Genomic DNA, 12,800 nt, shown 5'->3' on the forward strand with positions numbered 1-12,800 from the left:
CGTGGTGCCCACCTTGCGGCACGACTTCACTCGTCGCGCTTGACCGTATCGCCGCCGCCGCGCGCGAGGCGCCACGCAATCGTCCCGAGCACGCCGACCGCCACCACCAGCGCGCCCCACAGCACGTAGCGGCGGGTCGCGTCCGTATCGGTGGTGGCAGACGGCGGGTGTGCCGACGCCGGCAACGCCGCGCCGACGCGCGCGGGCCGTACTTCCGGCGCCATCCCGACCAGCAGCGCATCGCGGCTCACGGCCGACGACGGCAGCGACGCATTGCCGACGCCGAGCGTAAACGGCGGCATGCCGCGCGCGACGAAGGTGAGCGCGGCCGGATGCCAGCCGACCGCGACGGTCGGCTGCCCGCCGCCGAGCCCGCCGTTGCGCATGTCGACGACGATCCGCCACGCGCGATCCGGATTTGGCGCAAATGCCAGTGGCGGATTGCGCTGCTCGCCGCCCTTGCCCTGCAGCCGGAACAGCACGGCGCCGGCGACGTCGCGCCAGGGTGTTTGTGCGTCGGGCCGGCTTTGAAGCGTTGCGCGCGCAACCGTATTCGGCTGCGGCAGGTCGATCCGCACGCGGTCGACCGGATACGGGCCGTCGGTGTCGAACAGGTATTCGCCGGGCGCGCTGCCGGCGCGTGCGTGCGCGGCGTCGCGCCATTGACGCGGCACGGTCGCGGTGTCCGTCGAGCGCGCATCGCGCGGATGCGTTTCGATGTCGATCGACGCGATCGCCGGCGTGCCGTCGAGCCAGTCGAGCCGCAGGTAGCGCGGCCCCGTGCCTTCGAGCGCGATGCGCTCCTGGACCAGCATGTCGTCGCCGCGCCCGACCTTCAGCAGTTGCGTGCTGCCGAGCGAGCGCCAGTTGCGCAGGTCGTCGCTCGCTTCGACGGCGACGCGCCCCTGGTAGCTGTCGTCGCTCACATGCACGAGCAGCGCGTCGACCTCGCCGTCCGCATGCGACACATCGACGAGATCGGCCGTGTGCTTCGTGCGAGCCGGCGCGGTGACGGCCGCGCGCAGCGAGCCGTCCGGCGCGACCGATACGCCGAGCGGCGCGTGACCGTCGTCGCTGCGGGCCGGCGGCAGCGGGAACCAGTGCACCGACGTGCGCAACGGTGGCACGGCCGCCGCCGCGGGCGCATCGAGCGAATATGGCACGGGTTCGCCGGCGCCGTTGAAAATCCGCAGGTCGCCGAGATCGTCGCGCCGGCTTGCCGCATACACGGCCTGCGGCACGGTGAGCTGGTAATACGCGGCGCTGCCGTCGAGATCGAGCGCGAAGCGCTGGGCGACGCGTTCGGCGCCGGGCGTGCCGTCGGCCGCCGCGAACGACGCCAGCAGGCTCAGGCCCAGCAGGGCGGCGAGTCGTTTCATTGCGGGTCGTCCCGTTGGGTCGCGGCCTTCGGCGGCAGCGGCGAGAAATAACCGATCAACAGCAGCAGCACGCCGATGCCGATGAACGACACGATGCGTTCGATGCCGGTGACGTGCGACAGGTCGAACAGGAACAGCTTGATCACCGTGAGCGCGAGCAGCGCGGCGCCGACGAACCACAGCGGACGCAACCCGCGCCGCGTGGCCCAGATCATCGTCGCGAGCGCGCAGAGCGTCCAGTACACGGAGACCGACGCCTGCACGAGCGTCGATTCCGCCATCGCGTCGAATGCGTACGGCACGCCGGTCCAGTGATACAGCGTGCGCAGCAGGATCGCGTTCAGCCACAGGAAGGCGGTCGCGCCGGCCGCGCCCAGCAGTTCGACGCGATAGTTGCCGAACGACCAGCCGAGCTTGCGCGCGCGCACGAACCACGACGCGGCGAGCGCATAGACGACCACGAGCACCAGGTCGAGCGGATTGAGCAGCGGGATGCGTGCCCAGTTACCGCCATCCTGCGTGAAGTTCGCGTAGAAGGTCCAACCCCACATCACGACGATCAGCGGCAGCGACGCGAGCGCGCATACGCGCGCGATGGCGTCGCGGCGCGTCAGCCACATGCCGGCGAAGGCGAACAGGCTCCAGCCGACCATGAACACCTGCTGGATGCCGAACGACGACAGCACGGTGTCGATGTCGTAGCCCTGGTGGAAACGGTGATGCAGCGTGCGCAGCAGCAGCGCGTTGAACCACAGGAACACGGTCGCGAGCGCGGCAAGGTCGGCCGCGAGCGGATGCCACGTGACGCCCAGCGTCTTCAGGCGGCGCAGCCACGTGGCGAACGCGACGAAGATCAGCAGTTGCGCGACATCGAGCGGATTGACGAGCGGCAGCCAGAACAGCGGCGAGGCGTCGCCGTCGCTCGTCACGCTGGCGATGCTCCACAGCCACAGCAGCGCGGCGAGCGGCGCGGCGCCCCACACCTGGTACGCACGCGGGAACGCGGCGACCGGCCAGCGCAGGCGCGCGCCGGGGCCCGACACCAGCAGGAGCAGCGCGCCGAAGCCGTATGCCCACGCGCTCCAGCTCCAGGCGCCTTCCGGGACGAACGCGCGCAGGCGCCAGAAACCTTCGAGCGAGAACAGCCCGCACAGCGTCCAGAACATCAGCGTGTGCAGCGGCGCGATTACGCGGGCGGGGAGGGCCGCCGCGTCGGCGGATGCGCTGGCCGGCGTGCCGGTCGCCGTGTCGGCGGCCGCGGCGCCGCGCGACTGGCGCAGCAGCAGCGCATAGCAGGCGATGACGGCGATCGGCCACGCGAACGCGCCCATGCCCGACAGCGGCGCCTCATGTGCGTCGAACGCGCGCACCGCGAGCAGCGCGAGCGCGGGCGTCAGCGCGAGTGCCGGCCATTCCGCGATCGGCCAGGCGAGCTTGCGGCGCGCGAGGTGCGCGAGCCAGGCGGTGCCGGCCGCGAACAGCGCGGTCGCGTCGATGACGAAGCGGTCCGCATGGAGATCGACGTGACGGCTCGCGTAGACGAGGATCTCGTGCAGCCCGCCACTCAGCCACCACAGCAGCCCCCAGGCCGCGGCCGCCGCACCGAGGTCCGGCATCCACGCATGCCACGCGCGCGCTTCGTCGCGCCCGTGCAGCCACCAGCCCGTGAACAACCCGGCGACTGCGATCAGCAGCATCGCGATATACGGGCTGTTGAGCACCGGCAGCGAGGTCGTGTCGGCCGGCCCGAGCAGGCTCGTGAAGAACGCACCGGCCGCGGCGACCTGCATCAGCAGGCCGAAGCCGAATGGCGCGAGACGCTTCTCGCGCACGCCGACCCACACGATCGCCGCGCCTTCGATCGCCCACGCGGCGCTCGTCGTCGGGCCCGAGAACGCGAGCGGCACCGCGAGCGTCGCGAAGATCACCGCGAGCGCGAGCATCGCTTCGAACAGCAGCGCGAGGCGCGTGCGGCGCCGCGCGAGCCACGCGGCGATCGCGACATAGAACGCCGACAGCGCGACCGCGCTCCACGCGAGCCCGAACGGCATGTCCTTCACGAGCGACGCCTGCAGCGCGGTCGCGACGATCGGCGTGCCGAACACGAGCGTGCCGTCCACGTAGTGGCGCAGCGCCAGTTCGCGTTTCACCGCGTACAGCAGCGCGATGCCGACATACATCAGGAAAAACAGGATCAGGAACGGCTCGGTGCTCGCGAACAGTGCAGGACGATACGCGGTCACACCCCACGCCGAGCCGATCGTGAACGTGAAGACGAAGCCGAGCAGGTTCAGCGGGCGCCAGGCCTTGAACCACGCGATCGCGAAAATGCCTGCGTTCAGCAATGCGTAGTAGCTGAACAGCGCGACGTGGCTGCCGTGGCCGGTCGACAACAGCACCGGCGCGAGAAAGCCGCCCGCGCTGCCCATGAAGGCGAGCGGCAGCGCGTTCTGCTTCACCGCGAGGAACGCGCTCAGCGCACACACCGCGACCATCAGCGGGAACGCCGCGCCGACCGGCAGCAGCGCGTAGAGCTTGGTCGCCGCGAAGATCGTCAGGTACAGGATGCCGATGCCGCCGCCCTGCAACACGAGGCCGTAGGCCGCGCGGCGCGCCCGCACGCGCCAGCCGATCGCGAGCAGCGCGGCCGCGGCGAGCGCCGTGCCCGCCAGGCGGAATTCGATCGGCAGCAGGTTGTTGTCGGCCGCGTACTTGAGCAGGAACGCGACGCCGAAGAACAGCACGATGATCCCGACGCGCACGACCGTGTTGCCGCCGAGCAGCCAGTCGCGCGCGGCGCGGAATGCACGTTCGGCGAGGTCGGGTTCGCGCGGCGCAGGCGGGAGGGGCGGAGCAGGCGGAACAGGGCGGGCGGGCGCCGCAGGCGCATGCGCCGGTGCGCCGGAGGCAGTACCCGGAGCGGCGGGCGTCGCCGCGCTCGTCCGGGTGGCGATAACGGGTGCCGGAACCGGCGTGGCCGTCGACGACGGCGTGCTCGCGACGGCCGGCTGCACTGATGGCCGCAGCGGTGTCGCGGCGGGGGGCGGGATGACGGAAGCGGGCGTCGCCGACGGCGCCTGCGTGGCGCTGCTGGCCGCCGTGGCACCGGCCTTCGCGCCGGCGAGCTGGCCGCGCAGCACATCGAGTTCGCGTGTGAGCGTGTCGACCGTCGCTTCGAGACGCGCGACGCGATCGGCGAGCGTCGCGGGCGGCTGTTGCGGCGTCGCCGGCGTCCCGGGTATCGCGAACGCGTCGGGGGCTGCGTTGCTGTTTTTGCGCTTGTGTTGCTGCAGCGCGTGGCCGATACAGAACCCGATCGCCGCGCCGAGCAGCGCGCCGTTGGCGGCGGAGAAATCCCCGATCAATGCGGCGATACCGCCCACGATGAAACCGATTGCGGCCAAAGCCCAATTCATCGCCCAGCTCCCTCTCTTATTTCGTTATCGTCCTTCGATCGGCGCGTGGCTCGATCGAGGCTGTTTCGGCATGTCCGGCAGGCGAACCGGCATGCGCGCACCGCCGGCGCCGCGTGGTGCGCCCGGCGCGCCGCGACGTCGCGATCAGTGTGGTTGACGGCAATGTATCACAGCGGCCATGCGGGATTTTCTGGGTTGCGGGCGGGGCGCGAAACGTGGCTGTCGCGCGTTCGCGCGGGCGGATTTTCGTACGGTCATGCTTTTACGGCGGGTCATGCCCGGCGACACAGTCCGATCGGACGTGAAATTGTCGCAAAGCGACCAGGGCCCGATGCGCATAAGTGCAAAAAGTCGCCGTTCGCGCGTCACGCTGCTACGCACAAGTCCGGCACGCGATGCCCGTCGTTGCTGGCCGTGCGCGTATTGCGTCGCCGCAATCGGGTGTTGCCGCGTGCCGCAGCCCGCGTGGCGGGGCCGGAGGGTGTGTCGTATTTGCGCAAGCGTTTGTCGTAATTCGTCGGCAGGTCGGGGTTTTTTCTGGCAACTATGTAGGCACGCTATGAGACGCGTGAGTCCCCGCTACACGAGGAGAAGGTTTCGATGGATGCCCCCAAGGTCGTGGTCGAAGGTCTGTGCAAGGTGTTTGGAAGCAATCCGCAACAGGCGCTCGACATGCTCGCCGCTGGCGCGACGAAAGACGATGTGCTCAAGCGTACCGGTCAGGTCGTCGGCGTGCACAACGTATCGTTCGACGTGCAGGAAGGCGAAATATTCGTGCTGATGGGCCTGTCCGGCTCCGGCAAGTCCACATTGATCCGCCTCGTGAACCGGCTGGTCGAGCCGAGCGCCGGCAAGGTGCTGATCGACGGGCTCGATGTCGCGTCGGCACGCCGCTCCGCGCTGACCGCGCTGCGCCGCAAGGACATGAGCATGGTGTTTCAGTCGTTCGCGCTGATGCCGCATCGCTCCGTGGTGTCCAATGCCGCGTTCGGCCTCGAGGTCGCGGGCGTCGGCAAGAAGGAGCGCGAGCGCCGTGCGATGGAAGTGCTCGAGCAGGTCGGTCTCGCGCCGTTCGCGCACAAGCTGCCGTCCGAGCTGTCGGGCGGGATGCAGCAGCGCGTCGGCCTTGCCCGCGCGCTGGCCGTGAACCCGTCGCTGATGATCATGGACGAGGCGTTCTCCGCGCTCGATCCGCTCAAGCGCCGGGAAATGCAGGACGTGCTGCTGCAACTGCAGAAGGAACAGCGCCGCACGATCATGTTCGTGTCGCACGATCTGGAGGAGGCACTGCGCATCGGCAACCGCATCGCGATCATGGAAGGCGGCCGGCTCGTGCAGGTCGGCACGCCGCAGGACATCATCGCGAACCCGGCCGACGACTACGTGCGCGCGTTCTTCGACGGGATCGACACCAGCCGCTACCTCACTGCCGGCGACCTGATGCAGACGGGCGCCGTGCCGATCGTATCGAAGTGCGATGCCGCGAACGTCGCGGCGACGCTGAACGGCAGTGCCGAATACGCATTCGTGCTCGACGCCCAACGCAAGCTTCGCGGTTTCGTCACGCGCGATGCGATCGGTCAGGCCACGCCGTCCGTGCGGCCGATCGAAAGCATCCGGCGCGACGCGTCGCTCGAACATGTCGTCGCGCGCGTGGTCGCGAGCCCGAATGCGCTGCCCGTGGTCGACGACGACGGCTGCTACTGCGGCTCGGTCGACCGCGCACTTATCCTGAAGGCCATCACGCGTTCGCGAGGCTCCCATGTCTGAAATGATTCCGCTCGGTACCTGGGTCGACCAGTCCGTTCACTACCTGCTCGACCATGACGCGGCGACGTTCGATACGATCGGCCGCGCGATCGAGGGTCTCGCCGCATTCGTCGAGCACAGCCTGCAGGCGATCCCGATGTGGCTGATGATGGCGATCTTCATCGGCGTCGGACTGTGGCGCGTGGGCTGGCGCTTCGCGCTGTTCACGACCGCATCGCTGCTGCTGATCTTCGCGACGGGCTTCTGGGACCAGACGGTCATCACGCTCGGCCTCACGCTGTCGTCGACGATCATCAGCCTCGTGCTCGGCATTCCGCTCGGCATCTGGGCCGCGAAGAGCAAATGGGTGGCCGCGACCGTGCGCCCGATCCTCGACCTGATGCAGACGATGCCCGCATTCGTCTACCTGATTCCGGCCGCGATGCTGTTCGGTCTCGGCCGCGTGCCGGGGATCCTGTCGACGGTGATCTTCGCGATGCCGCCGGCCGTGCGCCTGACGAGCCTCGGTATCCGTCACGTGAACCGCGAGATCGTCGAAGCCGGCCAGGCATTCGGTTGCACGCCGTGGCAGCTGCTGTACAAGGTGCAGTTCCCGAATGCGTTGCCGTCGATCATGCAGGGCGTGAACCAGACGATCATGATGGCGCTGTCGATGGTGATCATCGCGTCGATGGTCGGCGCGGGCGGTCTCGGCAACGATGTGCTGGCGAGTATCCAGCGTCTCGACATCGGCCTCGGCTTCGAGAGCGGTTTGTCGGTGGTGTTGCTGGCGATCATTCTCGACCGCATCACCGAAAGCTTCGGCCGCGCGCCGGGCACCGCGAAGGCACCGCTGTTCTCGGGCCTGAAGCAACTGTTCCGCGCGAAGGCAGCACCCCTGCAGGCCTGACCCGCTGGCGGCCGGTTCGTCTTCCGGCCGCCTTCCCTGATTCGATCACGGCCTCCGCGGCGTTTGCCGCGGGGCTGGCCCCCTGCAACCCGTTCGTCTGGAGCCCGATGTGACGTCCGCCGCCGCTGTCGCGCCCGCCGCTTGCGTTTCACCGGTTTCGTCCCTCGCCCATTTCGGCTTCCTGACGCTGCCGAATTTCTCGATGATCGCGTTCTCGAGCGCGGTAGAAGTGCTTCGGATGGCGAACTACGTCGGCCGAGCCGACCATTACCAGTGGTCGATCTACTCGCTCGACGGTGCCCCCGTGCATGCCAGCAACGGCATCGCGGTGCGGCCGACCCAGGCGCTCGATTACACGAACCTGCCGGACGTGATGATCGTGTGCGGCGGGATTCGGATCCGCGACGTGGTCGACGACGGCGCGCGCGACACGCTCGCGGCGCTCGCCGAACGCGGGATGCCGCTCGGCGGCATCTGCACGGGCGCGTATGCGCTGATGTCGGGCGGGCTGCTCGACGGCTATCGCTGCACCGTGCACTGGGAGAACCTGTCCGCGCTGCATGCGGAGTTTCCGCAAGTGGGGTTCGCCGACGAACTGTTCGTCGTCGATCGCGACCGGCTCACCTGCACCGGCGGCACCGCGCCGCTCGACCTGATGCTGAACCTCGTCGGCATGCGTTTCGGCCAGCAGCTCGCCGCGCAGGTGTCCGAGCAGTTCATCCTCGAGCGCATCCGCAGCTCGACCGACACGCAGCCGATTCCGGTCGATGCACGCGTCGGCTTCTCGCGCGCGGAGCTGATCGAAGTCGTACGGCTGATGGAGGCGAACATCGAGGAGCCGCTGTCGCTCGAGGAGCTCGCGCGGCTCGTGCGCCTGTCGCAGCGGCATTTGCAGCGGATGTTCAAGGTGTACCTGAACGTGTCGCCGACCCACTATTACCTGACGCTGCGGCTGAAACGCGCGCGCGACCTGCTGCGCACGACCGACGCGTCGATCGCGCGCGTGACGGCCACATGCGGGTTCCATTCGCCGTGTCACTTCAGCAAGGCGTACCGCGCGCAGTTCGGTCATGCGCCGAGCTACGAGCGCCGGCTGCCGGGGCGCTGACGCGGGTAACACGAACCATTCGGTCCGCGACGCCGCCGGGATCGCGGCGCGCGGCTTCAACCATCGATCCCGCACCCATGAAAACGACGTCACTTTGAGGAGAAGACAGATGAAGCGCCTATTGATCGCAGCGGTATGCGGGATCGGGATAGCCGCGCCGATGTCGGCGGTTTATGCGGCCGACCCGCCCGTGTGCAAGAACGTGCGCTTCGCGGACGTCGGCTGGTCCGACATCGCGGCCACCACCGGCCTCGCATCGACGATGCTGCAGGGGCTCGGCTATGCGCCGACCAAGACGATCGCGTCGGTGCCGATCACGTTCGCCGGCATCAAGAGCAAGCAGATCGACGTGTTCCTCGGCTACTGGTCGCCGACGATGGATCCGATCATCCAGCCGTTCCAGAAGGCCGGCACGATCAAGGTGCTCGCGACGCCTAACCTGACCGGCGCGAAATACACGCTCGCGGTGCCCGACTACGTGTACCAGGGCGGTCTGAAGTCGTTCGCCGACATCCAGAAGTTCGCGGACAAGCTCAACGGCAAGATCTACGGGATCGAGCCGGGCAACGACGGCAATGCGCTGATCAAGAAGATGATCGACGCCAACCAGTTCGGCCTGGGCAAGTTCAAGCTCGTCGAGTCGAGCGAGGCGGGGATGCTGGTCGAAGTGAATCGCGCGGCTCGCGACAAGCAGTGGATCGTGTTCCTCGGCTGGGAACCGCATCCGATGAACGTGCAGATGAAGATCGACTACCTGACCGGCGGCGACGACGTGTTCGGCCCGAACTATGGCGAAGCGAAGGTGCTGACGGCCACGCCGCCGGACTACGCGCAGCGCTGCCCGAACGTTGCGAAGTTCGTGTCGAACCTGCAGTTCACGACGTCGATCGAAAACCACGTGATGGTGCCGATCATGAACAAGGAAGACCCGAACAAGGCCGCCGCCGAGTGGCTGAAGGCGAACCCGCAATCGCTCGACAAGTGGCTGGCCGGCGTGACGACGATCGACGGCAAGCCGGGCCTGCCGGCGGTGAAGGCGTATCTCGGCGTGCATTGAGCGGCGAGACGAACGGCGCGCCGACCGAAGCACGTGGCGTGCCGGCGTGACGAAACGCGGCCCTCCCGCATCGTGCGGGCGGGCCGCGTCGCTTTGAGGGGACTGCTTGCGGGCACAAGCCGTCACGACCCCTTCGTCGCCGCCGGCACGTCGAACACGCGATCGAACGCCCACTGGAACACGAACGCGTAGCAGAAGAAGAACGCGAACAAGCCGATATCGACGACGAACGCGTCGAACCACGAGATGTCGAGCCACCACGACACGACCGGCACCAGGATGAAGATCAGCCCGCCCTCGAACCCGGTCGCATGCAGGATCCGCCTGCCGGGCGTACGCTTCGGCTGCCGGCGCGACGCTTCCCAGCGCTCGAACAGCGCATTGAAGATCATGTTCCACAGCATCGCGATCGCCGACATCGTCGCCGACAGCGCGCCCGAAACCACCAGGTCCTGCTTGAAGAGCGCCGCGATCACGGGCGAGATGCACGAAATGGCGATCGCTTCGTAGAGCACCGCCTGCGTGATCCTGCGCGGTAGGCCTTGCACGTTGTTTCTCCGGATTGACGGTTGCCGCCGCGGCCCCGTGCCGCGACGTCCCGCAAGGCTACCCGCGTTGCACACCCGCTTCAATTCACCTAATCTCACCCGGATTGAATCGAATTCAACCCGGCCGCACCGGCCCGTGAGGCCCCGTGTTCTCGAAAATTCCCCTGACCGCATTGCGTGTATTCGAGTCGTCCGCGCGGCTGCGCACGTTCAAGGCGGCCGCCGACGAGCTGTCGGTGACGCCGGCCGCCGTATCGCACCAGATCAAGTCGCTCGAAACGCGGCTCGGCGTGCTGCTGTTCGAGCGCGGCGCGAGCGGCGTGCGGTTGACGGAAGAGGGCGAGCACCTGTTTCGCGCGTGCCACGACGCGTTGCTTGCGTTGAGCCGCGGGCTCGACGCGGTGCGGCCCGCCGCGACCGATGCGCGCACGCTGGTGTTGACCACCACGCCCGCCTTCGCCGCGATGTGGCTGATTCCGCGGCTCGGCCGGTTTCGCCGTGTCGATCCGCAACTGCACATCAAGGTCGAGACCGGCAACGCGCTCGTCGATCTCGAACGCGATGCGCGGATCGATCTCGCGATTCGCGCGACGTCGCGCACGTTCCCCGCGCTGCACGAGATCGCGCTGATCGACGAGTTTTTCGGCGCGTATGCGGCGTGCGACGTCGGTGCGCTTCGTCTGGAAAAGCGCCTCGAACTGATCGAGACCGCGTGGGATACGCCGCTGCCCGTGTCGGTCGACTGGGCTTCGTGGTGTCGTGCCGCCGACCGCGACGCGTGGCTCGAGCGTGCGGTGTTCCGCCATTACGACGACGAGCATTACGCGCTGCAGGCCGTGCTGCACGGGCAGGGTATCGGGCTGCTCAGCTCCGTGCTGGTCGCGGAGCACGTCGAGCGCGGCACGCTGGCGCCGATCGAACCGTCGGTGCGGCTCGCCGGCGCGCGTTTCGTCGCGCTGTGCCGGCCCGGCAGGGAACGCGAGCCGCAGGTGCGGCGGTTTCTCGACTGGCTCGAAGCGGAAATCGCACAGACGCGTGTGGCGGTCGAGCGGATCACGTCGGGCGCGTGACGCAAAGGTCCGGCGCGTGCATTGCGCTGCGGTGCACGCGCGTCGTTACCCGAAACGCACGCAATACACCGGCGGCAAATGCGCGGACACCTGCCGCCAGTTCTCGCCGCCGTCATTGGAGGTCCATAACCCGCCCGTCGTCGACGCCATCGCGAGACGCGTGCCGGAATCGTCCACCGCGAGCCCGTGCCGATACACGAGGTCATAGACCGGCGCGGGCGGCAGGCCGTTCGACAGCGACTCGAAACTGCGGCCGCCATCGAGCGTGCGCGTGACGACGAACCGGCCGTTCACCGGAATCCGGCACGCATCCTTCACGGCCGGCACGAACCAGGCCGTATCCGGTTCCTTCGGATGCACGGCGACCGCGAAACCGAAGCTCGAAGGCTGCGCTTCGATCCGCCGCCAGTGCGCGGCGCCGTCGGTCGAGCGGAAGATCGCGCAGTGATGCTGGGCCCACAGCACGTCCGGGTTGGCCGCGCACTGGACGACACGATGCGGGTCCTGCACGTTGGGCTCGCCGCGCCGCTCGGGCGGCATGTAGTCGGCTTCCATGCCGTCGGCGCTGACGCGCCAGGTCGTGCCGCCGTCGACAGTCTGCCAGACGCCGCCGCACGAAACGCCGATCGTCACGTGTCGGCTGTCGCGCGGATCGACCATCACCGAGTGGATGCCCGGAGCGTCGTAGCCGCCGCCGAACCACTCGGGGCGCTCCGGGCGGTCCCACAGTGCGCGGTTGAGTACCCACGAATCGCCGCCGTCGTCGGAGCGGAACAGGCCGCCGGGTATCGTGCCGGCCCACAGTACGCCCGGCTGGTCGGCGCCGCCGGCTTCGAGCGACCAGATCTGCTGAAGCGTCCAGGGCGGGCGGGGTGGCGCGGGCGCTGCGTCGTCCGCGCCGCCCGCGCCGGCATGGGCGCTGGCGTCGGCGCGCGGTGTGTCGGCAGGCTGCGGCGGATAGACCGGCACCGGGCATTCTTCCCATGCGGCGGCAGTGGCGTGCCGGCGATGCAGCTTGACGCCGAAATGGCCGAGATTGAGCGCCGCATACAGCGTGCCATCGCGCGGGTCGGCCAGCGCCATGCTGACCGGTTCGCCGATGAAGTGCGGCTCGCCGAGCGACCAGCCGCCGTTGCCGTCGGGTTGCAGCACGAACAGGCCCTTGCGGGTCGCGACGAGCAGTCGGTCGTTCATGTCGGATGTCTCCAGTAGGCGCCGTGCTCCGTTGCGCGCCTGCGTCGGTGCGGATACGTCCCCTTATCCGCCCGACAAGGCCTGCACGACATACACGCGGCTGGCGTCGCCGAGCGCATCGGACAGGTGTTGCCGGTCGCGTACCGGCTGGCCGTCGATGAATACCGACAGGTGCTTTCTCAGCGCGCCCTGATCGTCGACGATATAGCCGCGCAGCCGCGGCTGCTCGCCGAAGACGGTTTCGAGCGCTTCGCCGAGCGTCCGTGCGTCGATGTCGCGCTCGGGCGTTTCGATGTGCCGCTGGATCGAAGCGGCGAAGAAGAGATGCGCCATGACAGGGGCGGGCAGGCGCCGCGCGGAGGGGACGGT

Annotated in this window: 9 protein-coding genes and 1 pseudogene; 5 read left to right on the plus strand and 5 right to left on the minus strand. The window is 68.5% G+C overall.

The annotated features are described in order from the left end of the window. Positions 1 to 26 precede the first annotated feature (26 nt). Entirely contained in the window at positions 27 to 1,379 is a 1,353-nt protein-coding gene (locus GEM_RS16270) for a DUF3999 domain-containing protein (RefSeq protein ID WP_014898451.1), read from the minus strand. Then, on the minus strand, positions 1,376 to 4,795 hold the full coding sequence (locus GEM_RS16275) for a DUF2339 domain-containing protein (protein ID WP_014898452.1): 3,420 nt from the start codon (positions 4,793 to 4,795) through the stop codon (positions 1,376 to 1,378). The genes GEM_RS16270 and GEM_RS16275 overlap by 4 nt, the downstream gene beginning before the upstream one ends. A 312-nt stretch (positions 4,796 to 5,107) precedes the next feature. On the opposite strand from GEM_RS16275, the pseudogene GEM_RS16280 reads away from it, so the two are divergent. The 4 genes and pseudogenes from GEM_RS16280 to GEM_RS16295 all read left to right on the plus strand — a co-directional run. Then, positions 5,108 to 6,565, plus strand: a pseudogene (locus GEM_RS16280) (quaternary amine ABC transporter ATP-binding protein); the annotation flags it as partial. Beyond that, positions 6,558 to 7,454 (plus strand): choline ABC transporter permease subunit, encoded by an 897-nt coding sequence (choW, locus tag GEM_RS16285; RefSeq protein ID WP_014898454.1) that lies wholly within the window; start codon positions 6,558 to 6,560, stop codon positions 7,452 to 7,454. The pseudogene GEM_RS16280 and the gene choW, both read left to right, overlap by 8 nt. Positions 7,455 to 7,563: 109 nt before the next feature. Further along, complete coding sequence (locus tag GEM_RS16290; protein WP_014898455.1) at positions 7,564 to 8,562, plus strand: GlxA family transcriptional regulator; 999 nt, start codon at positions 7,564 to 7,566, stop codon at positions 8,560 to 8,562. Between the two features lie 109 nt (positions 8,563 to 8,671). Further along, positions 8,672 to 9,619, plus strand: coding sequence for a choline ABC transporter substrate-binding protein (locus GEM_RS16295; RefSeq protein WP_014898456.1), 948 nt, complete (start codon positions 8,672 to 8,674; stop codon positions 9,617 to 9,619). 122 nt (positions 9,620 to 9,741) lie between these two features. Here the strand turns inward: GEM_RS16295 and GEM_RS16300 are convergent, their stop codons facing one another. Next, positions 9,742 to 10,167, minus strand: coding sequence for a PACE efflux transporter (locus GEM_RS16300; protein ID WP_014898457.1), 426 nt, complete (start codon positions 10,165 to 10,167; stop codon positions 9,742 to 9,744). A 146-nt stretch (positions 10,168 to 10,313) separates the two neighbouring features. Between GEM_RS16300 and GEM_RS16305 the strand changes: the two genes are divergently transcribed. Further along, a complete protein-coding gene (locus GEM_RS16305; RefSeq protein ID WP_014898458.1) occupies positions 10,314 to 11,237 on the plus strand; it encodes a LysR substrate-binding domain-containing protein in 924 nt (307 codons plus the stop codon). A gap of 45 nt (positions 11,238 to 11,282) precedes the next feature. Here GEM_RS16305 and GEM_RS16310 read toward each other — a convergent pair whose 3' ends face one another. After that, positions 11,283 to 12,431: a WD40/YVTN/BNR-like repeat-containing protein gene (locus GEM_RS16310; RefSeq protein WP_014898459.1), complete on the minus strand. Its 1,149-nt coding sequence runs from the start codon at positions 12,429 to 12,431 to the stop codon at positions 11,283 to 11,285. 63 nt (positions 12,432 to 12,494) lie between these two features. Beyond that, entirely contained in the window at positions 12,495 to 12,764 is a 270-nt protein-coding gene (locus GEM_RS16315) for a MoaD/ThiS family protein (protein ID WP_014898460.1), read from the minus strand. Positions 12,765 to 12,800: the final 36 nt, after the last annotated feature.

The organism is Burkholderia cepacia GG4 (genome assembly GCF_000292915.1).
Taxonomy (GTDB): Bacteria; Pseudomonadota; Gammaproteobacteria; order Burkholderiales; family Burkholderiaceae; genus Burkholderia; species Burkholderia cepacia_D.

Coding starts and splice junctions, on each gene's coding strand:
- GEM_RS16275 (WP_014898452.1), bottom strand. CDS start 4,795: ATGAATTGGGCTTTGGCCGCAATCGGTTTCATCGTGGGCGGTATCGCC.
- GEM_RS16310 (WP_014898459.1), bottom strand. CDS start 12,431: ATGAACGACCGACTGCTCGTCGCGACCCGCAAGGGCCTGTTCGTGCTG.
- GEM_RS16270 (WP_014898451.1), bottom strand. CDS start 1,379: ATGAAACGACTCGCCGCCCTGCTGGGCCTGAGCCTGCTGGCGTCGTTC.
- GEM_RS16295 (WP_014898456.1), top strand. CDS start 8,672: ATGAAGCGCCTATTGATCGCAGCGGTATGCGGGATCGGGATAGCCGCG.
- choW (WP_014898454.1), top strand. CDS start 6,558: ATGTCTGAAATGATTCCGCTCGGTACCTGGGTCGACCAGTCCGTTCAC.
- GEM_RS16315 (WP_014898460.1), bottom strand. CDS start 12,764: ATGGCGCATCTCTTCTTCGCCGCTTCGATCCAGCGGCACATCGAAACG.